Consider the following 22,210-nt stretch of genomic DNA (forward strand, 5'->3'; position numbering starts at 1 on the left):
CCGCGCCGATAGAACCGGATGAGCAAGGGCGAATGTGGAGCGAGGAATTGGAAAGCTGGCTGATAGAGGACGGTGGGTATTTGCGCCTATACGACCACACCGGGGCGATGCGTCTAACCAAAGGGGAAGCGGAGGAAGTTGGTCGAAAGGTGGAATACCAACGCGCCGAAGTAGCCCAACAAAAGGCAGAGAGAGAACGGTTGGAGAAAGAAGCGGCGTGGGCAAAGCTGCGGGAGTTGGGAATAGACCCTGAGAAGTTGTAGTCTTGATTTCAAAATGCTTTCGCGAAAACAATGAGAGCTATTTTCCCTCTAACCATAGCGACATTGCAGTATTTACCGTGCGGTATTGTGTATTAGCGGAAAGGCTTCCCTACTTTGGATTCCGGGCAGATACAGGCTTTACTGGAGAGTGGCGAAACCACCACCGTCGAATTCAAGTTGAATACCCCGCGTCCCAGCGAACTTGCCGAACAGCTGTGCGGTTTTGCTAACTCACCATTGGGCAACTCGTCCCGGTTATCTCCATGTTGTATGGCGCATTGACCGTCCCGATACCACCAACGACACTCTAGGCTTCCGTTGCGCCCGAAATCCTTAACTAACCGAGGGGGGTTTTGGCAGGAACACCCACGCCGCGAGGGTAAATAGCAGGGGTAGGCGCGATTTTCTGCGCGACAATCAGCCTACGTCCGCTGTTATCTTCACCGGGTAGGTCAAAGATGGGGGTTTGGCGCAAGCGTCCCCCTAGTTTCGGTACAACCGGCGCGCCCGCTTTTAATTCTTCAAACAGGTTGCCCTTCTTGGGGGCAATGAATAACCCGCCCACCTTGCACAACGGCAAGCAATATTCCGACAATACGTTGAGAGCCGCTACCGCCCGCCCGGTAGCAATCTGGTATCTTTGGCGATGCGCCGAGTTTTGCCCCAATTCTTCGGCACGCCCGTTAATTATCTGCACCTCGCGCAACTGTAATTTTCCCACCAGATGCGTTAAAAAAGCGGTTTTCTTACCAACCGAATCGGACAGAGTTAATTTCAAGCCGGGATAGAGAATTTTTAGCGGCAAACCGGGGAAGCCTGCACCCGCGCCAATATCCACCAACGCCGCATTGTTCAGGTCTAGGGTAAAACCGGGAGGGTCGCCACGCAATCGAGGGCTGGCAAGCGTGAGGGAATCGAGAAAGTGCTTTAACTGCACCTCCTCGTAGGCAATGATGGCGGTTAAGTTAATACGCTCGTTCCAATCCACTAACGTTTCATAATACAACTGGAAACGAGCAAGTTGCTCCTCTGTCAATTCGATGTTGAGCAGCGAACGCGCCCCGGAAACTAGCAAATCGAGTGTCATCGGCAATCAGGCTTTGATGGTCGCGACAAGTTTGTCGAGCGGCACGCTAAATTGCTCACGAGTTAGCAGATTTTTGACGTTCACTTCACCTCGCGCCAATTCTTCGGGGGCAAGAATAACCGCGAAATGCGCCCCACAACCGCTGGCAGCTTTCAGTTGCTTACCCAAATCATGATTGAGCAGATTAAGCTCGGTTTTCAAGCCCGCTTCGCGCAATATAGTAGCCGCCTTAATAGACTCAGGACGCTCTGCCGCCGAGTATTGGGCCACATAAACGTCAATTTGGCGGGGCAAAGTCGGCATTTTGCCAATCTGAGTCAGCATTTCTTCCATCACCACATCACTGAAGGCAATACCCACGCCCGCGAGAGGCTGTCCACCCACCGCATTTACCAGATTATCATAGCGTCCGCCACCCATGATAGCGCGGGTAAAGCGTTTGGTGGCATCCCACACCTCAAAGACCGTTCCGGTGTAGTAGAGCAAACCTCGCACAATGCTAGGGTCAAACTCCAGCAATTCGGCGTAACCGTACTGTGTGGCTTTCTCCCAGAACTCCTCTAACGGCTTGAAGCCGCTAAAATCGCGACTGCGTAGGCGAGCTTCCAATCCTTCAACCTGTTGCTCATTTAGTCCCACTTCCAGCAGGTTGGCGCGAAAGGCTTCGGGCTTAATCTTTTCGATGCGGTCTATCCAGCGATATACCTGTTCTTTCAAGCTCAAATCAACGCCAAGACTGTGAAGTAATTCTTCCAAATAGTAGCGGTTGCTGACCCGCACCTTTATATCCTGCTTGTCCAGCCCTACCGCTCGCATAATATCAATTACCACCGCCATAATCTCGGCATCGGCATCAATGCTGTCCACGCCCAAAATATCAACGTTATATTGGTAAAATTCGCGCTTGCGCCCGCGTTGCGCCCGTTCATGCCGCCAAATATTGGGAATGGTGTACCAGCGAATGGGCTTGCGTAATTCGTTCTGTTTTGCGGCTACCATCCGCGCCAGAGTCGGGGTCATTTCGGGGCGAATTGCTACTCTATCGCCGCCTTTGGTCTCGAAAGTATAGGTTTGTTCGTTTACCAGTTCTTCGCCCGATTTGGCAGCGAAAAGCTCGAACGGTTCGAGAAAGGGCCCATCAAATTCCTCGTAGCCGTAGCGTTCGGAAACTTCGCGGCAAAGGTTGAACAGCCAATTTCGCCAGCGCATTTTATCGGGGTAAAAATCACGCGTGCCTTCCAGATTTTTTATTGTAACTTTGGTCGCCATTATTCTACTTTTCTAGTTCGATTATATTTTTACAAAATGGGGGGTTTCGCGCAGTTCTCTCAAATCCTTTGCGCCGATACAAAACATCGCCACCCGCAGTTCGCGAACAAGTTGCTCAATTACCGCTTCTACCGCTTCACTCGATTCTTCCGCCGCTTTGAGAAAGGGCATTGCCAAGCCTGCCACATCACCTCCCAGCGCGATAATTTTTGCTACATCCACGCCGTTGCGTATCCCGCCGCTACCGATTACGGTCGCCTTTGGCGCAGTTTCTCGCGCCCAGATTACACTTTGTGAGGTAGGGATACCCCAATCGGCGAAATTCCCGGCGGTGTTGCGCTCAATCTGTCGTTTGTTCCTAAATTTTTCAACCTCACTCCAACTTGTGCCGCCGCTACCCGCTATATCAAATCCGCTTACGCCGACACCATAAAGTTTGCGGCACACTTCCCGTGAAAGCCCGTTGCCTACCTCTTTGATGATAACCGGAATATTGTGTTTTGCCAGAGCTTCGCACATTTCACCGATTTTCCCCAACAAACCCTTGAAATTGGTATTTCCGGCAGGTTGTACCGCTTCTTGCAGGGCGTTAAGGTGCAAATAAAGCGCGTCCGCTTCTAGCATCCGCACCGCCGCAAGGCATTGTTCCAGTCCATAGCCGTAGTTTAGCTGCACCGCGCCGATATTGGCAAGCAAGGGTATATTGGGGGCAAGCTCACGAATAGCATAGCTGTAGCGCAAGGCGGCATCCTCGATAGCGGCACGCTGCGAACCAACCCCCATCGCCACGCCCCATTTTTCGGCTGCCAACGCCAAATTGCGATTAATTCGCGCCGCCCAATCCGCGCCCCCGGTCATCGAGCTTATGAGTATAGGGGCGTTAACCTTGCGCCCGAATAGTTCAAGCGAAATATCCACCTCTGCCAAGTCTATTTCCGGCAAAGCCTGATGTATAAAGCGATAGCTTTCCAAACCCGCGCTAATTCCTTTTGCCTGCACGTCTTCATACAAACAAATCCGCAAGTGTTCAACTTTTCGTTCGCTGGTTGCCAGCGCTTCACTCTCAGTAGCAGACATATAATAATCACTCCACACTAAAAAGGATACACAGGGTTAGGAAATTATATTCCATCCTGTGTATCCTGTACACCCGTTTTTACTATATAAATTGGGTTTTCTCGAAATTGATACCGCAACCCACCTAGTTAAGGGTGGCTGGCAAGCCTTTGGCAAGTTCTGGGTATAATTCGCGTATTCGGTCGGCTATTCCAAGCGCATTGAGCTTAAGTTTTTCGCGTATCAAAGATTGCGGTCCATGATCGATAAAGCTGTCAGGTATTCCCAAACGCCTTACCGTCACATTCTGCATATTTTTCTGCTCTAACAGTTCCAGCAAGCCGGTACCAAAACCGCCAATTAATGAGCCTTCCTCAACGGTAACGATTCGAGTGTGGCGACGCGCTAAGTCAAGCAATAATTCTTCATCCAGAGGCTTGGCGAAACGGGCATTGATTACTTCCGCCTCCACGCCATGCTCTGCCAAAAGAGTAGCGGCTTCGAGCGCGGGATATACTTCCGAGCCGTATGCCACAATTGCTAGGTCGCCACCCTGCCGCAACACTTCCCCCTTACCGATGGGTAAAGCCTTAAACTCGCCATCCATTGCTACCCCATAGCCCGCGCCACGGGGATAACGCACTGCAACAGGTCCAAGCCCGTAGTTTACAGCGGTATAAAGCATATGCTGCAATTCGTTCTCGTCTTTGGGAGCCATCAAGACGATATTGGGCAAGCAGCGCAAATAGGAAATATCTAGCGTACCCTGATGAGTACGCCCGTCATCTCCCACTAACCCTGCGCGATCCATTGCAAATACAACCGGTAAGTTCTGGATACAGCAGTCGTGTACAATCTGGTCGAAAGCACGCTGCAAGAACGAACTATAGATTGCGGCAACCGGCTTGATGCCCTCACAGGCAAGCCCTGCCGCGAAAGTTACCCCGTGCTGCTCTGCAATACCCACATCAAAGAAACGCTCAGGGAAACGCTTGGCAAAATCAAGCAGCCCGGTGCCTTCGGTCATAGCGGCGGTAATCGCTACCACCTTGGGGTCTTTTTCGGCAATCTTGCACATAGTATCGCCGAAAACTTTATCATAATTGGGCGCGGTAGTAGCAGGAGTCACGCTCAGTTTGTTGCTGCGAGCATGATAATCAATTCGACCTTGCACACTGGCTTCTGCTTCAGCCCAGCCTTTACCCTTAACAGTAATGGCATGTATAAAAACGGGCAGTCGGGTTTTGCGAGCCAATTCAAAAGTTTCAATCAGGAGTTCTATATCGTGTCCATCTACCGGACCTAACCCAATAAAGCCCAGTTCTTCCCAGATAGTGCTTGGCACTACCAAATCTTTAAACCCGCGTTTAACCCGCTTCGCCAGATTGACCATCTCTCCGCCCATCGGCAATTTATTTAAAGCATGTTCAGCTTCATCCTTTGCATGCAAATACATCGGGTCTGCGCGAACTCTGTCAAGATACTTTGAAAGAGCGCCTACATTCTTAGAAATACTCATCTCGTTATCGTTCAATACTACGATAAAAGGAGATTTGTGAGTTCCGGCGTTGTTGAGCGCCTCAAACGCCATGCCACCAGTCAACGCCCCGTCTCCGATAATAGCAATCACATCATAGTCTTCGCCCTTGAGGTCGCGACCCATCGCCATGCCAAAAGCGGCGGAAATAGAAGTGCTGGCATGCCCTGCCCCAAACGAGTCATGCACGCTTTCTTCTCGGCTCAAGAAACCGCTCAAGCCCTCATACTGACGAATAGTATCGAAGCGGTCATATCGCCCCGTCAGCAGTTTGTGAGGATAAGCCTGATGCCCAGTATCCCAGACTAGTTTGTCGCGAGGGCTGTTAAACACATAGTGCATTGCTATTGAAAGCTCAATAGCACCAAAATTGCTGGCGAAATGACCGCCTGTTTTAAAAACTGTCGATTGAATAGCGGAGCGCAACTCATCAGCCAGTTCTTTGAGTTCGGCAATTGAAAACTGTTTAATGTCGGAGGGATCTTTAATCTTAGATAGATACCCGCTCATTAACTCACCACCTTACCTATTTTGAGGAAATTTAACATCGTGGATTGATTTTATTGCCGTATCGAACGTTTGTCAACTTTTTAACATTCAATACATTCTAAACGAATATAATCCAGACTCTGAACTACTTTCTACATTTTTTAAACTTTAAGATAAAAGAAAGTGGGTTTATTTCTGCCCATCAGTTGTTAGCGGCAAAGCTACCGCTTTAGAAGCGACAGAAGAAGCGGATTTCGTTTCAGAAGGAAGCTTCCACAGCGCCCATAAATTTAGCGCCCACAGCCCAAAGGTGGCAAAGAAGCGATAACTGCTGCCGAGCTTTTCCAGCCCTACCGCGTCGGTGAAGAAAAATTCGTTGTGCCCGCCGTAAGCCAGCACAGCATAGACCAAACCAAATAGCATCAAGCGAGTGCGCGACTCTGTGGTTTTACTTAACGCCGCCGCCAGCGCTACAAACGCGACTAGCCCCGGTACAATATAGTGCATCCAGCTAAAGGGCGATGTCCATAATGCTACTACCGTTAACGCGCCAAGCATTAGTTGGTGAGACAATTCGTTACCGCCACGCGCCCGCCACACTACTAGCATAGTCAAGGCAAAAGCGAATACTGATACCAAATAGCCGATGGGAGCAAGCCCGGCAGGATAGGGAGTGGTAAAATCGCCGTGTACTTCCGGCGCAACCACGCGCCCCATAAATCCCCAGAAAGATTGGTTAGTGATGCCCAATTCGGGCGCGTTTACATTCCACATTGCGCGGGTAAAATAGAACCACCAATTATCCCAGCCAACCACCGGAATGGTCAAGGCGTTAACCAAAGCCGCGCCCACCGCCAAACCAAGAAAGCCGCGCCACCTCCGCTCAATCAGGAAGAATACTCCCGATACGGCTGGCAGCAATTTAACCAAAACCGGAATAGAAAGAGCGAATCCCGCCAAAGTATCCCGCTTTTGCTTAACCCATAGCGCGGTCAATGCCAGCCCAAACAGAATCAGGTTATTTTGCTGACCATAGGCAATAGTTTCGGCGAATTGTCCAAAGCCAAGTGTCAGAAATAGAACTGTCGCCCACATCTTCTTGCCGGGTACAAAAGCGTTGAAAATTTTCATGAGAATCAGAACAGTGGGCAACAGCAATAATTCGTTAGCCAGTCGCCACCAAAAGATAGCCGAAGGAATATCGCGCCCAAACAACCACACTAGTGGCTCATAAAATAAGGCGAACGCCGGAGAGGAGCGTATTGCTCTACCCGGAGCAGCGCCCATTTCATCAATGAGATATAAAGCGCGTTGCCCATCTTGCGCGTCTAGCAAGGCGCGGTAGTAATTGCGGAAGTCTGCGCCACGATAAAGGTTCTGGTCAAATACATACCAATGAGTATAAACATATAGGGCTGCCGCCACACCCAGAAATGTCCACATAAATACCTTCTCAAAACGAGAACGCGCCAACAAATAAACTCCAAGGGAGAGCAATAACGCCGCGTTATATGCTATAAATGAAAGCGTATTGGAGTTCTGCAAATCCCATGGCATGCGCCCGAAAAGCAGTTGCGCCCACGGCATACCCGCCAGCAAAGTTGCGGCATATAGCAGTGGAGCAGGCAAGCAGGGCGCGGCGGCAGCAAACTTACCGGATAGCCACAACAACAACCATGCCAGCGGTAGCAAAGCTGCCCAAGACGCATAAAAAGGTTCTGCCCCTTCCTGCCAAAATAATAGGCTTGCTACCAACGTTGCGCTCGCGCCCGCTTCCAAAGCCAACCGTATCGCATTTCGCCTTGTGAATAGCCCGGCTATAGCCCATACACTCAGCGTGATAATTGCCAACAAAAGCGGACGGACGCATAGCCCTAGCCAGTCTTTCCAACCAAAAGCAGCATAATCCGGCTGAAAGGTAAGGTTCAGCATGATTGCAGAAAGTTGGCGCGTGTCCCCCTTACCCGGTTGATAAGCTTCTAGGGTTTCAAAGCGTAGGCGCGGTTTCTCGAAATCAGGAATCAGGTTGGCAGGGATTTGGAAAATGAGTTTACTACCCTCAAACAGCCCTATCAGTTCGTAAGCACCGATTCTGGCAGTGTTCGTTCCGTTCAGGCTGTAAACGTTCAGAGTTGTACCAATTTTATCGGGAGCGCGATCGGGGCGCGGGGCGGTAGCCAGCAAAGTAGCTTTAAGAGGGATAGACTCAAGCGTCCAAGGGAGGCGCAAAACCGCTTCCTTGCCAATCCAGCGATAGGTGGAATCTTCACCGGGGCGTTTTTCAGGATTATAAAAGCCGTCATTATCAACCTGAAAATATAATTGGTCAATCCGGTCATCCGCGCCAAAATCAATTACAAAGGCAGGGCGCACCAATTCAGCCGCCAATGCCGCACATAGCGCCACCAGCGCAATAAGTAAAACTTGTAGGGGAAGACTGAGTTTCATGCTACGTTACCGGACAGGAGGCATATAGGGTGCGCTCCATGAGGGGCTTTTATGCACATGCACCACTTGCCATTGACCATCACGTTTGAGCATCACCCGTGTTTCGTGATGGCTAGAAGTAGTCACGCCAAGCGCGGTTCCGGTAGTTTGCAAAAGAGTATAACTAGCGATAGCCGTATCCCCATAAAGTTGTAGGCGCAAGTTGCAAAGGTCAAAGCGGGTATGGGGCTTCTCAGTTGAGGCGGCTTCTCCGCTAACCTGCGCTTGAAAATTTGTGCCACGCCGGGCGGCTTCATTCATTATAAAGTAGTGAAAATCCAGCCCATCTATACGATGAGGCATTATATACCATTCGTAAAGTGAAAGGTCGGGACTGGTGGTAGCAGCATAAGTGGCAGTATCATTTTCCATGATAGCCTTGATATGATTTTGCAAAAAATCGAGAGCTTCTTTTTCTTCGGCGGTTTGGCTCATAATCTCTTTCTCTATTTTTTGCGAAGAGCCGCAGCGCTATAACGAGCTTCCGCGTTCCACAACAGCCAACTTGCTATTAACTTGTTATTTGTTGCCACATCTTCCGTTGCCTGAATTTCAGCGCGTACTTCGACAGGGCTATAGGTTGTACCTTCTGCGCTAAAATCCTGCAACCAAGGGCGCATTTGGGCGCGTTTTCCCTCCAGTTTGGTGCGGGCATAGGTCAGGCTTTTATTTATTACCTCATAGGGTTGGGCGGCAGGGCTGGCAAAGCCAAAACTGTTAGCCCCAAAATAGCTTGGGAAAAGCACCGGAGAAATATAATCCACCTGATCGGCAATCTGGGTTATATCCTGCCCAATACCGAGATCACCACTTTCTAAAACACTCTGCCCCATCACCTCCACCGAAACAAAAACCCCCAACTTGTTTAGTTGCAAGTTTGCTTCTTTCAGGAAACCGCTTATGGTCAAAACCCGCGATTCGGTATTGCTGGAACGTCCGTAATCAATATCGGTTAGTTGCCCGGAAGAAGGAAATTGTACAAAGGCGAACTGGATTTCATCGAAACCGGAAATTGCTGCCTCTCTGGCAAGGTCAATATTATAATTCCAAACCTCTTTTAAATAAGGATTTGCCCAGTTAAAACGCGCTGAATCCGCCCACAATTTGCCGGTACTGCGGCTTTTGATAGCCCATTCCGGCTTAACATCGGTTAGGCTGCCGTCTTGAAACACCGAAATACGGGCGATGGTATATATATCTTTTTCTTTCAGGCTTTTCACTACCGCAGGTAAATTGGAGATTTTCCCTTTACCTTCAGGCACAAGTCGCGCCAATGGGTTTTTACTGTCGAAGTAAGTCCAGCCGTTAGAATCTTTCAAATCTATAACAACTGTATTCAACTCGGTGACGGAAATCAGGTTCAGAATATTCTGGAAATTTGCCCCATCGGCAACTACCGCCGCCCGCAGATACACGCCCTTAACCACAAGATTCTGAACGGTTACATCCTGTGTTTGAGTACGCTTGAATGGTACAGTGGCAGGTTTATACCCAGCGGCTTTAACTACCAGTTGTCCTTCTTCCGGCGCATCATCAATGACATAAGAACCGTCCGAATCCGTCAACACATTTTTGTCAGCGGAGGTGACGCTGGCATGCACAAGCGGTTTCCCCTGCGGGTCTTTCACAATACCGCGCAGAGTTTTGGGGCGCAAAGTTATTTCAAGCGAAGCAGACGGGTTAGTATTGACTTTTTCAGGACGGTAATAGTTTGCAGACACATTTAGCGTGAGGTTATCGGTAGCTTTATCAAAGCTAAAACTACCATCAAGGTCGGTAAGAGCGTTAAGAGTATCACTAATCGAGGCGGTTCGTGCTAAGCGCTGGTCATTTTCCAACAGAACAGTTGCACCTACAACGGGCTTACCGCTGTAAGCATCTAATACTTTCCCGCTAACGGGCTTAATAATCTGGTTTTTGAAAAAGAAGATTGCGCCAAAACAGAGACCTGCCACTAGCAGATATATAAGAAAAGGAGTGCGCGTCGGTTCTGGCGGTAGATAGCTCAAACCGCGTCGGCGGCGCCTCATAAGAATAAGACCTCCTAGTTGCGTTGAGCGGATGGTAAAACAGTGGTTGAATACTTTCCGGAAGCGTTCCAAAGAATCCAGCCAGATGCGCCGTTAGTGGTTGCTGCTTCTATCTGCGCTTTGACCCTCTCAGGTGTATGCTTCACCGGAGCAAGCGCGAAATCTTCGAGCCATGGGCGATAGCGTGCTACCGTTGCTATTTTTTCCTCAATAAGATTTGAGATTTTGCCGCTACGGGCGACAATTTCACCGGGGTAGTTACCCACCGGTCCGGGGAATTTTGTTAGGTCAAGTGTACCGTTCTGGAAGTGAGTAGCATAAACCATCGGGCAAATGTAATCTGCCAGCATAACTAGGTTATTATATTGCTGCCCAATACCCACATCATCGGCTAACCATAGGCTATAGCCGAATACATCCAGCGAAAAATAAGTATCGGTATAGCGTAACGCATCATAAGCTTTGCTGACAGTGCGTTCAATAACGCTGGTACGCATCTTTTCGTTTTCCATCTTGCCCAACACCGACCACGAAAGCCCTTTGCCGTAATCTACATCTGCCAGTTTACCGTCGGTGGGGAAGCGAATATAGTCGAACTGCACTTCGTCAAAACCAAGCCCAGCGATTTCTTTAGCAATTTCCACATTATAATCACCCACTTCGGGTATAAGCGGGTTGGGCCAGACTAGCTCACTTAGGTCTTTCCAAGGTTGCCCGGTATTGCGGTTACGGAGCGCCCATTCCGGCTTAGCTTTGGCAAGCGCCGGGTCCCGATAGACTACCATACGAGCTACTACATAAAGACCCGCTTTATGAGCATCGTCTAGCAGTTTGGGAACATCAATCAAATCTTTGCGGAGAAATCCATTTACATCATAGGTTAGCCCTAACTGGTTAGCAAGGGAATTTTTGCTATCGTATAAGAGCTTGCCGGTATCATCGTGTTTCATATCTACCACGATGGCATTTATTTTGCCTTGCCGTGCCAATTCAAGAAAGGGGGTAAAAAGCTCAGCATAGTTGGGCTTGAGGGCAAAGATGCCCGGTACTTCAACACCCTGAAACTTGAACGGTACAAGCTTAATATCAGCTTTAGCGACTTGCTCTACCGGAAAGGTCTGGATTTTATAGCCGGGAGCGCGTACTTTAAGTTGAACCCCTGCACCACGCGGGGCATCATTCATATTAAATTTGCCGTTTCTATCACCAGATACACTGCTGCCACTACCTGCGGCGGTGGAGCTTCCCACGATAGAAATGTAGGTATTTGGCACACCCTTGCCGGTTTCGGCATCCAAAATCTGCCCACTGAGAACGGTTGAACGCACCGAAAGGGTGACAACTGAATCTAGGCTGTTGAGGTCTATCGGCACTTCCACCTTTTCGTAGCCGATAAGCTGAACTTTTAGCTTCTCATTAGGGGTAATACGCGAGAAGGTAAAACGCCCTTCCTCATCCGTGATGACGCTACCAAGGCTGGTGGATTGCACTAAACGAGCGGCAAGCGGTTTCTGGGTATCGGTATCTATAAGCTGCCCATTGAGAGTATTGGGCTTGAGTTCCATTGAGAAGGTGGTTTGTTTGCTGGATAAAGCGGCAGGGATATAACCTGGTGCGACCACATTTATAGGACTCTGTGGAAGCGATTGAGTTATTGTAAATGTGCCGCTATAATCTACTTCAGCCAATTTATTATTGCCTGACATTATAGTAGCACTTAGAACCGGAGAGCCTGTAACAGAATCGAGAATCTTGCCCGTAATCAAAGTCTTTGTGACTTTTCCGGGTTCGGAGCGATTGAAGAAAAATGGTATAACGAACTGCGATAACAAAAAGAGAACAGTTACCACTCCCAGACCGGCGGCTATTGTCATACCTCCCGGTCCAAGCATATTGGTTCTTTTTCTACTCAATGTTAGAGTTCCTCCATAGTATTATGTGCGCTGTATCTCAACTGATTGCACTTGATATAACCCAGAAAACACTCGTGCAACATCGTAAGATTCAATCTAAATCTATTTTCGTTACACAGAGCAATAATTAAGTCATATTAAAGCAGCGTATGAAGGACTGTCAAGTTTTTATAGCTGACAGGTTCAGAAAAGCAAGAAAAAAAAATAGACGCTATGATTCAATCCTTAATTATTTTTTTTAATCTCTCCCTAATAATTTCAAGGTCAAAATGACCTATTCTACAACGGAATAATTGTGCAAAGATAATTAGATTATGGTAATCTTTCCCATAATTCATACAATCATAGGGATTGGTTAGTATTATATCCCACGCTGTCGAGAGAAAGAATGCCGGGTTACGCAACCGGCTCCGAATTAAGTAAACCCACGCTTCATTAATAGTTAGTTAGTTATGTGCTGGTTTAAACCTTAATAGCTCGGGGGAGACAATGTCTGCTTTGATTACTGCCTACCTTGCTGATGCTGGTGGCGCTGCTGTGGCAACCATTCTGGCTGATAGTGGCAAGGGTTTCGATTTAGTTACACTTGGACGTAATATTGTTAATGGACTAACGTTTGGTAGCATTTATGCGTTGGTTGCGCTTAGTATTGTACTGATTTACAAATCTTCTGATGTGGTTAACTTCGGAACAGCCGAAATGGGTATGTTCGCCACTTTTGTGTGTTTCTCATCCCTTAGTGTTTTAGTTGGGCGGGTAGGCAATAATCCATTACCGGAAACCATCGGATTGGGCAATTACCTGCTTGCCATTGTTGCAACACTGGTTTTCGCCGGTTTATTAGGCTTGATGATTGAGCGTATTCTATTGCGCCCTCTGAGCAAAGCTCCGGTTTTGAGCCAAGTAATGGTAACTATTGGTCTAGGTGTTTTCTTGTTTGGTATTGCCAGTTTCATTTGGAAAGCCGATAACAAACCCTTCTCCGAACTGGATGCGGTCAAAAGCGCAAACATCCGTATTAATGTGGACAATGCCTTTATCTCGATAACAGGAGAAATGATAACCGCAATGCTCATTGGTGCGTTTTTGTCGCTACTGCTCTATCTCTTTTTCAAGTTTACGCTGGTGGGTACAGCAATGCGAGCAATGGCGCAAAACCCTACGACCGCCAAACTCATGGGCGTAAATGTAGGCTTCCTGACAGGGCTAACTTGGATGATTGCCATGATGTTGTTGGCTATTGCAGGTGTGTTGGTTGCGCCCAAAATTTCCCTTTCGCCGCTGATGATGGCAAACGTAGCCGTTCTTTCCTTTGCCGGGGCGGTACTAGGAGGGATGACCAGTCTGGTAGGAGCGGTAGTTGGAGGTTTGCTGGTAGGGATTATTGATAATCTGGTGGGCTTCTACCTACCGGACGGTTTGAGATCCATGCTGGCGTTTCTGATTATCGTAGTGGTACTTACCTTCAGACCTAACGGCTTGTTGGGCAAAGTCGTTAGAAAGAAAGTATAGGGGTTTCAAAACAATGAATAAGATATCCAATATAATTTACGATTTGTTGCGAAAGCCCTATATCGGTTTACCCTTGCTAGGCATATTCCTGATCACATTACCGGTAACAATCACCGTAATTCCAATGTTTCAGGGTAATAACTACACCTATTCATTGCTTAGTCAATGGGTTATTTTGAGTGTGACTGCGATTGGTTTGAACCTGTTGGTAGGTTTAACCGGGATGATTTCGTTAGGACATTCCGCTATATTTGCCTTTGGCGGTTATGCGGCAGCCTATCTGGTAGTAAAAATCTCATTACCTTACCCAATTGCTATCGTTTTGGCTGCTATAGTCGGGGGGTTAATCGGCTTATTGCTAGGGCTTCCGGCGTTAAAATTGAGCGGCTCTTATCTAGCGGTTGCAACTTTTGGATTTGCGGTTGCCGTGCCGGAATTTTTATCACTTAACCCGCAATTTAACGACCTCTTCAACGACCCGAACGACCTAGCTACCAAGTTGGGGGTGGTGAAGGTTGAGAAACAATATCTTCCTATATTCGAGTTTACCAAAAGAGACGACCTTTCAAGATATTATCTCTTTCTCATAATCGCTACCGTGATGGTACTTCTGGCGATAGGGTTGTGGAGAAGCCGCACCGGAAGAGCGTTCCGCGCTATTCGTGATAGCGAAACAGCGGCACAGGCAATGGGTGTACATATTGGGCGCTATAAAGTGCTGGCATTTTCCCTTAGCGGCATATTCGCCGGGGTAGCCGGGGCGATGTATATGGCGCAGATTGGGCAACTCGATGCCAAAGACTTGCAATTCGGCGCAGCAGAATCAATACTCTTTCTGGCTGCCATAATTCTGGGCGGTTTAGGCTCAATACCCGGCGCTATCATCGGTTCTGGTTTGCTGGTAATACTACCTGAATTAATCAAATCACTGAAAACCCAATTGCGGGAAATGACTGGAAGTTCAATCGAGAATTTCGAGTCAATTTTCTATGGTCTGATAATAATACTCTGTGTTTTCTACATGCCTAATGGAATATTTGGTGCCCTCAAAAAGTTAGCTGAGTGGATGCGCGGTGTCGGACGAGAACCAATGCTTGACCCGACCAAAGAAAATAATCTGCCTATATCGGAAGAAGTTATTAACGAAGCGCGCAAAGGAGTTTAGACGAATATGAGCGAAACTTTGCTAGAAATACAGAATATTGAGATGACTTTCGGTGGGTTGAAAGCAATCAGCGATTTCAGTATGACCGTTAAAAAAGGACAGATTGTAGGCTTAATTGGTCCAAACGGGGCAGGGAAAACCACCGTATTTAACTGTATCAGTCGTTTTTATAAGCCTACCAAAGGACGCATCGTGTTTGATGGGCAGGATTTAACCGCTAAAAGAACCGATGATGTAATTAAAATGGGAGTAGCGCGAACTTTCCAGAACGTTGAATTGTTCAAGAGCATGACCGTGATGGAAAATCTGTTATTAGGGCAGCATACCCGCATGCGAAACACAGTAATTGAGGATGCGCTATCCTTGCCTTCGAGCCGTTCTAGCGATAAGAAAAGTACCCAACGGGCGTTAGAAATATTGCAGGAACTGAGTATTAAGCAATATGCCAATAAGCCAGTTGCTATGCTACCTTTCGGGGTGCAAAAAATGGTGGAAATGGCTAGGGCGCTGGTTTCTAACCCAAAGCTCATTTTGCTGGATGAACCTGCTGCAGGTTCAAACCCGAATGAAACTAATAAATTATCCGCCCTGATTAAACACATCCGTAACGCCTATAACGTTACCGTGCTGCTGGTAGAGCATGATATGTCGCTAGTGATGGACATTTGTGAGCAACTATATGTGCTGGACTTTGGCAAAAAAATAGCCGAAGGAGCGCCAGCCGAAATCCAGTCAAATCCGGCAGTTATCGAGGCGTATCTGGGTGACAATGAGGAGGTTCTGGATTAGTATGCTGAAACTTCACGACATTCATACCTATTATGGTCGAATTCACGCCTTAAAGGGAGTTAGCATCGAAGTACAGGATGGCACAATTGTCACGTTGCTGGGCGCAAACGGGGCGGGCAAAACTACTATGCTACGCACTATCTCCGGTATAGTACAGGCATCTGCCGGTAAGATTGAATATGACGGCAAAAACATCGAGAAATATCCGCCTCAGAAAATAGTGCAGCAAGGCATTGCCCAATCCCCCGAAGGACGGCAGGTCTTCACCGACCTGACAGTAATGGAAAACTTGCGGATGGGTACTTACCCGCGCAAGGATAAAAGCGAAGTCAATCAAGATTTTGATATGATTTTTAACTATTTCCCGCGCCTTAAACAACGCATTAACCAACTTGCTGGAACACTTTCCGGTGGTGAGCAACAAATGTTAGCAATGGGACGGGCTTTGATGAGCCGCCCAAAAATACTTTTGCTGGATGAGCCTTCACTTGGGCTTGCCCCTTTAGTGGTGAAGGAAATTTTCCATATAATTCAGGAAATCAACAAACGGGGCGTTACTGTTCTGTTGGTAGAACAAAACGCCTACCAAGCATTGCACATTGCCCATTACGGTTACGTGCTGGAAACGGGCAGAGTAGCGCTTCAGGGTACGGGAGATGAACTGCGTCGCAACGACGAAGTCAGACACTCATATCTTGGCAGATAGGTTCTTTTAGTTAGCACAAAGCAGTGGTGCTTTGTGAAAGTTCACAGAGAGGAGACACTTGAATGAAGCGAATTAAATCGCTAAAACTTGGCGCTGTGATTGCGCTCATGTCCTTACTGACCTTGTTAATGGCAGCTTGCGGTGACAATACCGCTACGCCTGTAGCTGCCACTACCGCTGCGGCTACCAAAGCTGCTACAACTGCTGCTGGTACTACTGCCGCCGCTACCACCGCTGCTGCTGGAGCTACTACTACTGCTGCCGCTACCACCGCTGCAGGAGCCACTACCGCTGCTGGCGCGGTTCAGACTGTTGCACCGGTAGCGAACGGTAACAAGACCGGCGTGACCGACACCGAAATCAAAATCGGTAGCTCAACTCCTCAATCCGGTGGCGCTGCCGCTTACGGTATCGTATCCCGCGTACAGGATGCCTACTGGAAAGAAGTGAATGCAGCCGGCGGTATTTATGGTCGCCAAATCAAGTACCTTTACGAGGATGATGCCTATGCGGCAGCAAAGTCTCAAGCAAACATGAAGAAATTCGTGGAGCAGGACAAAGTGTTTGCGGTAATGGGCAACATCGGTACTGCCAATAACCTTGCATTTAAGGATTATTTGCAGGAAAACGGCATGGTTCCGAACGTAGGCTTTGCTACCGGCTCCGGCTTGCTGGTCAACCCGACAGGTTTCCAGAAGAATGCTTTCGGCGTGTTGCCAAACTACACTTTCGAGGGTAACATTCTGGCGCAATACGCCGCCGATACCTTGAAAGTCAAGTCCGTTTCGGTTTTGTACCAGAACGATGCTTTCGGCAAGGAAGCCTACCAGTCTTTCGTCAAGAAAGCTAAAGAGCTTAAGCTTGAAGTGAAAGTGGAAGTACCCTACGAAGCAGGCGCAACCGATCTCAGTTCACAGGCTCTGAAGTTGCAGCAAGCGGCGGCAGAACTGGTGTTTGTTAACGCAGTACCCGGTCCGGGCGCAACTGCTGTTAAGGAAATGGACAAACTCGGCTACAAACCCAAATTGGAACTGGCTTATGTAGAGAACGATGTTCAGTTCTGGACTAACGCCGGTACTGCGGCTGAAGGCGCTTATACCACCTCCTTTACTCCTCTGCCGGACTCAACTGACCCGAAAGTAGTCAAGTTCCGCGAGTTTATGAAGAAGACACTGCCAAACGAGCAGGTCGGTAACTTCGCATTGTGGGGTTACATCGGCGCTCAGATTATGGAAGAAGCTCTTAAACGCGCAGGTAAAGACCTTAGCCGCGAATCTTTGATTGCCGCGCTTGAGTCTTTCGATAACTGGACTGGCAGCGTTTCAGTTACTCCGATTACCTACGGCAAAGACAATCGCTCACCGTTCAAATCGCTGTTCTTCTTGCAGCAAAAAGACGGCAAAACCGTCAAGGTAAGCGACCCAATCGAGTACAAGTAATTCTTTTGAATAGTTGCCTCATCCACTATCATGTGGGATGAGGCTTCTTTTTATTTGACAGCAGTTTAAACCCCTGTTAATATGCCTTTGTTCTATGCTTTACCAATTCAGGAGGTTTTCATTTCGTTTTGAACGCACATTTACGTTTCTTATCTGCTAGAAATACACTATTAAGGATTGCTTCCTTTTCCCTTCTCATAATCCTCTTTAGCCTGTTCTTCCAAACTATTAGCCCGGCTTTTGCTGAAACTGGTCTAAAAGCGGGTACACAGGCGCAAGTTAGCGGCACAAATGGCGACGGCGTTCGATTGCGTGAGCAACCAAGTAGCGAATCCGGCACTATCAGTATGCTGGGCGAAACATGGCGCGTAACTATTCTGGGTGGGACTTTCACCGATTCCAAAGGTAATACTTTCTATAAAGTAGAGTGGACAGGCAAAACTGGCTACATAATGACCCAATATCTCAGCCGCGCCGGAACCGGCGGTATCGCACCGGGTAGTCAGGTGCGTGTCAGCGGAACTGGTGGTGATGGGGTGAATATGAGGGCGCAACCTACCGCCGATTCTACGCTGGTGGCTACCCTAGGTGAAAACTGGCTCGCCACTGTGCAGAGCGGTCCATTCAAGGACAATCAGGGCAACAGTTTTTATAAAATCGAGTGGGCAGGCAAAATCGGCTACGTTATAACCGATTACCTAATCTTTGCTGGAAAAGGAACTACTACCGCTTCTGCTGTACCTAGCCTGAAAATCGGGGGGCAAGCGCGGGTTAGTGGAACGGCTGGCGAGGGAGTGCGAATGCGCCAACAATCGAACCCGCTCTCCGGCACGCTTGCAATTCTGGGCGAAACATGGTTGGTCACGGTTCTAGGGGGACCCTTCAATGACAGTCAAGGCAACAGCTATTTTCGGGTAGAATGGACAGGTTCTGTAGGGTATATCAGTAGTAAATACCTTACTACCGCTAGTAACAATGCGGTTGCCGGTACGGGCGGTTTCATGCGAATATCCAATACTGGTGGCGATCCCATTCGTTTCAGGACAGGTACAGGCAAGCAATTTGCCGAAAACGGTTATGTCTATGAAGGACAGGTTCTAAAACTGTTGGCAGGTCCTTTCAAGGATTCAGCCGGAACAACTTGGTACAAACTAGATCGCAACGGTGAAGTGGGATATGTAGATGGCGCATTTTTGCAGCGTACCAATAGCGCTGCCACTGTCGTCACCACCTCACCCAAACTGGAAGTAAAGGCGATTCCTGCACCCCCTACCAACGGTTCGCTTGGCAGTCGAATAACTGACTACGCGCTGAAATTTGTAGGCTATCGTTATATTTATGCTGGCTCCAGCCCAGACATCGGTTTTGATTGTTCCGGTTTTGTCTATTGGGTGATGACTCAGGTGGCAGGAGTGAATCCGGGACGTAGCGCAGCCTCAAATCTAGCAGCCGGAGTTGCCGTACCGAAGGATAGTTTGCAACCGGGAGATATTCTGATTTTTGCCAATACCTATATGCCGGGACCTTCACATACCGGAATATACATCGGGGGCGGACGTTTCGTTCATGCCGAAAACGAAAGTTCGGGCGTAACGATTGACTACCTTAACGATTCGTACTATGGTCCTCGCTTTTACGCAGCCCGGCGGGTAGGTGTATAGAAAAAGCGGTTGTTGTATAATAGTTGGATTGAGAGATTAACCCTTGGAGGCGACGCTACATGTCGCCTCTATATTTTTGATGATGGATGCTAGATGAACTGGAACCTACCAAATGTGACCATCGGGATTCTAGGTGGCGGACAACTGGCGCGGATGTCTGCTTATGCTGCCAGCCGATTGGGGATGCGCGTGGCAATACTCGAAGCGGAAGAAAACAGTCCGGCAGGACAGATTTCAGCCTATGAGTTCTCCGGCAAATGGAGCGACCGAGAATTACTGAAACGGTTTGCGGCTGCCAGCGATGTTATTACACTTGAAAACGAGTTTGTCGATTCTCAAATATTGCGTGAGTTAGAGGCGCTAGGAAAGCCGGTATATCCCTCTGCCTTAACGCTGGCATTGGTGCAGGACAAGGCGCGGCAGAAGCAAACATTATCTAGCGCCGGTTTGCCGGTTCCGGCTTTTGCTAGAGTACAGCAAGTGGCGGATGTGGAAAAATTCGCGGCGGAATACGGTTATCCGCTAGTATTGAAAGCGCGGCGCAACGGCTATGACGGGCGCGGAAATTTTACAATCCGTAGCAAAGCCGATATAGAAGAAGGCTTTTTGCGATTGGGCGCGGCAGAACGTAGCCTGATGGTGGAGCAGTATATCTCATTTACCAAAGAATTGGCGCTGATGGTTGCACGCAATCTGTTAGGTGAAGCGGTGGTTTATCCATTGGTAGAAACAGTTCAAAAAAACCATATTTGCCATATCGTAACTGCACCAGCCGCAGTACCGCCTTCGGTGGCAGAGAAAGCCGCCGAAATTGGGCGCAAGGCAATCGAGTCAATCGGTGGAATCGGCATTTACGGCATCGAATTGTTTTTGACCTATGACAATCGGGTGGTGATAAATGAGTTAGCACCACGCCCCCATAATAGCGGTCATTACAGCATTGAAGCTTGCCTCACCTCACAGTTTGAGAACCACCTACGCGCCGTGCTAAACTTGCCGTTGGGTTCCCCTGAACTGATTGCGCCCGCCGCGATGGTAAATTTGCTAGGCACAAATGCTGCGCCTGTTTCGGCAAAGGGCATGGAGAAGGCACTGGCAGTCCCCGGCGCAAATATACATATTTACGGCAAAAAGTATTCGCGTCCGGGGCGCAAGATGGGGCATATCACCGCCCTTGCGCCCGGTGGTACTGCGGCAGACGCGCTAAAAATCGCACAAGAAGCGGCTGATTATCTTGTATTTTAGCAACGCTTTGCTCATTTGTGTGACTATCAATGAATAGGTTAAAAATGGAAAATCCTCCAACCGTTAAAATCATTGTTATCGGGCTGGGTCCGGGCAATCCCGACCACTTAACGTTGGGCGCATTAAAAGCGATGCGCGAAGCCGGCACGGTTTGGCTACGCACCGCCAAGCATCCCACCGTTTCGCATTTGCCACCCGAAGTTAAACTGGAGTCGTTTGATGATTATTACGACCGATTTGAGAGCTTCGAGTCGGTTTATGGCGCAATTGTGGACAAGTTGTTGGCACTGGCAAAAGAGAGTGGCAAGCCGATAGCTTACGCTGTGCCGGGGCATCCGTTGGTGGGCGAAAGTAGCGTCACCCGACTGTTAGCAAAAGCGAGCGAATCAAGGATAGCTGTTGAAATCGTGGATGGGTTGAGTTTTATCGAACCAGCACTTGATATGCTGAATCTTGACCCTTTACAAGATAGCCTAACCATTTTGGATGCGTTGGAATTGGCAACACGCCCTGAAAGCCACCTACCTCGCGAAAAGGGGCTGGAGTTGCCGATTTTGCGTCCGTTGCTGGTGGGACAGGTGTATAACCAGCGTCTTGCCAGCGCAGTTAAACTAGCTCTTATGGAAGACTACCCAGACGGGCATCAGGTTACATTGTTGCGGGGAGCAGGCGTGCCGGGCGAACAGGCGCGGTTGGATATTCCACTCTTTGAGCTAGACCGACACCCCGAATGGACTGACCACCTGACCTGTGTTTATGTGCCATCAATGCCAATTCTTGAGGCAACAGGCAGCTTCGCCAATGTGCAGTATATTTTGGCGCGGTTGCGTGAACCGGGTGGTTGTCCGTGGGATCGTGAACAAACCCATGCCAGCCTGAAACGCTACCTTATAGAAGAAACCTACGAAGTGATTCACGCGCTGGACGAAGCACCGGAGAAATTAGTAGAGGAATTTGGCGACCTGTTATTACAGGTAGTGTTACACGCGCAAATCGGAGCGGACGAGGGCGAGTACGATATTCGCGAAGTGATGCGTGAGCTTTCGCTCAAGATGATTCACCGACATCCTCATGTGTTCGGAGAAGCCAGCGTAGAGGATGCGGAAGCGGTAGCGCATAACTGGGAACAGCTTAAAAAAGCCGAACGCGCCGGAAAAAGCGAAGAAGAGCAATCGGTGTTGGGGGGTGTACCACACGAAATGCCCGCACTGTTGCAAGCGCAAAACTTGCAGCGCAAAGCTGCCAGTCTAGGTTTTGTATGGCGCAATCTAGATCAGGTTCTGGACAAACTGGTCGAGGAAATCGAGGAAGTGCGCCACACCACCAATTACGATGAATTGGTCGAGGAAATCGGCGATGTGTTCATGGTGATGTGTGCGGTTGCCCGCGACCTGAAGGTGGATGCGGAAGAAGCCCTGCGCCTTGCCAACCTGAAATTCCGCAAGCGTTTCACCGAGTGGGAAAAGCTACTGCATGAGCGCAATTTGGATGGTCACAAAATGGAACTGACTGAACTGGAAGCGCTTTGGCAAGAAGCCCGCAAAAGAACGGGGAAGTGAGTT

17 protein-coding genes are annotated in these 22,210 nt (G+C 48.7%); 9 read left to right on the forward strand and 8 right to left on the reverse strand.

Annotation, left to right across the window (positions count from 1 at the left end; all coding sequences use genetic code 11):
* A partial coding sequence (locus WCK19_RS02990; RefSeq protein ID WP_342395870.1) for a hypothetical protein occupies positions 1-263 on the forward strand: 263 nt, incomplete at its 5' end.
* Between the two features lie 337 nt (positions 264-600).
* Here the strand turns inward: WCK19_RS02990 and rsmG are convergent.
* The 8 genes from rsmG to WCK19_RS03030 all read right to left on the reverse strand — a co-directional run bounded on the left by rsmG (position 601) and on the right by WCK19_RS03030 (position 12,131).
* Positions 601-1,350, reverse strand: coding sequence for a 16S rRNA (guanine(527)-N(7))-methyltransferase RsmG (gene rsmG, locus WCK19_RS02995; protein WP_342395871.1), 750 nt, complete (start codon positions 1,348-1,350; stop codon positions 601-603).
* Positions 1,351-1,356: 6 nt separating this feature from the next.
* Positions 1,357-2,619 (reverse strand): histidine--tRNA ligase, encoded by a 1,263-nt coding sequence (gene hisS / locus WCK19_RS03000; RefSeq protein WP_342395872.1) that lies wholly within the window; start codon positions 2,617-2,619, stop codon positions 1,357-1,359.
* Positions 2,620-2,640: 21 nt separating this feature from the next.
* Complete coding sequence (gene fni / locus WCK19_RS03005; RefSeq protein WP_342395873.1) at positions 2,641-3,696, reverse strand: type 2 isopentenyl-diphosphate Delta-isomerase; 1,056 nt, start codon at positions 3,694-3,696, stop codon at positions 2,641-2,643.
* A gap of 124 nt (positions 3,697-3,820) precedes the next feature.
* Positions 3,821-5,722, reverse strand: a complete 1,902-nt coding sequence (gene dxs / locus WCK19_RS03010) for a 1-deoxy-D-xylulose-5-phosphate synthase (RefSeq protein WP_342395874.1) — start codon at positions 5,720-5,722, stop codon at positions 3,821-3,823.
* A gap of 168 nt (positions 5,723-5,890) precedes the next feature.
* Positions 5,891-8,149, reverse strand: coding sequence for a glycosyltransferase family 87 protein (locus WCK19_RS03015; RefSeq protein WP_342395875.1), 2,259 nt, complete (start codon positions 8,147-8,149; stop codon positions 5,891-5,893).
* 6 nt (positions 8,150-8,155) lie between these two features.
* Positions 8,156-8,623 carry a hypothetical protein gene (locus WCK19_RS03020; protein WP_342395876.1) on the reverse strand — a complete coding sequence of 156 codons (468 nt, stop codon included), beginning with the start codon at positions 8,621-8,623 and terminating at the stop codon, positions 8,156-8,158.
* Positions 8,624-8,634: 11 nt separating this feature from the next.
* Positions 8,635-10,218 (reverse strand): putative glycoside hydrolase, encoded by a 1,584-nt coding sequence (locus WCK19_RS03025; RefSeq protein ID WP_342395877.1) that lies wholly within the window; start codon positions 10,216-10,218, stop codon positions 8,635-8,637.
* A 14-nt stretch (positions 10,219-10,232) separates the two neighbouring features.
* Positions 10,233-12,131: a putative glycoside hydrolase gene (locus tag WCK19_RS03030; protein ID WP_342395878.1), complete on the reverse strand. Its 1,899-nt coding sequence runs from the start codon at positions 12,129-12,131 to the stop codon at positions 10,233-10,235.
* Between the two features lie 489 nt (positions 12,132-12,620).
* On the opposite strand from WCK19_RS03030, the gene WCK19_RS03035 reads away from it, so the two are divergent.
* The 8 genes from WCK19_RS03035 (at position 12,621) to mazG (ending at position 22,207) form a co-directional block, all read left to right on the forward strand.
* The gene (locus WCK19_RS03035) at positions 12,621-13,643 is read left to right on the forward strand and encodes a branched-chain amino acid ABC transporter permease (protein ID WP_342395879.1); all 1,023 of its coding nucleotides are present in this window, start codon (positions 12,621-12,623) and stop codon (positions 13,641-13,643) included.
* A 13-nt stretch (positions 13,644-13,656) separates the two neighbouring features.
* Positions 13,657-14,808: a branched-chain amino acid ABC transporter permease gene (locus WCK19_RS03040; RefSeq protein WP_342395880.1), complete on the forward strand. Its 1,152-nt coding sequence runs from the start codon at positions 13,657-13,659 to the stop codon at positions 14,806-14,808.
* Positions 14,809-14,814: 6 nt separating this feature from the next.
* Entirely contained in the window at positions 14,815-15,597 is a 783-nt protein-coding gene (locus tag WCK19_RS03045) for an ABC transporter ATP-binding protein (protein ID WP_342395881.1), read from the forward strand.
* A gap of 1 nt (position 15,598) precedes the next feature.
* Positions 15,599-16,303, forward strand: coding sequence for an ABC transporter ATP-binding protein (locus WCK19_RS03050; protein ID WP_342395882.1), 705 nt, complete (start codon positions 15,599-15,601; stop codon positions 16,301-16,303).
* A gap of 62 nt (positions 16,304-16,365) precedes the next feature.
* Complete coding sequence (locus WCK19_RS03055; RefSeq protein WP_342395883.1) at positions 16,366-17,742, forward strand: ABC transporter substrate-binding protein; 1,377 nt, start codon at positions 16,366-16,368, stop codon at positions 17,740-17,742.
* Between the two features lie 128 nt (positions 17,743-17,870).
* The gene (locus WCK19_RS03060; RefSeq protein ID WP_342395884.1) at positions 17,871-19,403 is read left to right on the forward strand and encodes a C40 family peptidase; all 1,533 of its coding nucleotides are present in this window, start codon (positions 17,871-17,873) and stop codon (positions 19,401-19,403) included.
* Between the two features lie 93 nt (positions 19,404-19,496).
* Positions 19,497-20,648 (forward strand): 5-(carboxyamino)imidazole ribonucleotide synthase, encoded by a 1,152-nt coding sequence (purK, locus tag WCK19_RS03065; RefSeq protein WP_342395885.1) that lies wholly within the window; start codon positions 19,497-19,499, stop codon positions 20,646-20,648.
* A 44-nt stretch (positions 20,649-20,692) separates the two neighbouring features.
* On the forward strand, positions 20,693-22,207 hold the full coding sequence (gene mazG, locus WCK19_RS03070) for a nucleoside triphosphate pyrophosphohydrolase (RefSeq protein ID WP_342395886.1): 1,515 nt from the start codon (positions 20,693-20,695) through the stop codon (positions 22,205-22,207).
* Positions 22,208-22,210: the final 3 nt, after the last annotated feature.

It is taken from the genome of Candidatus Chlorohelix sp., from assembly GCF_037138995.1.
Taxonomy (GTDB): domain Bacteria; phylum Chloroflexota; class Chloroflexia; order Chloroheliales; family Chloroheliaceae; genus Chlorohelix.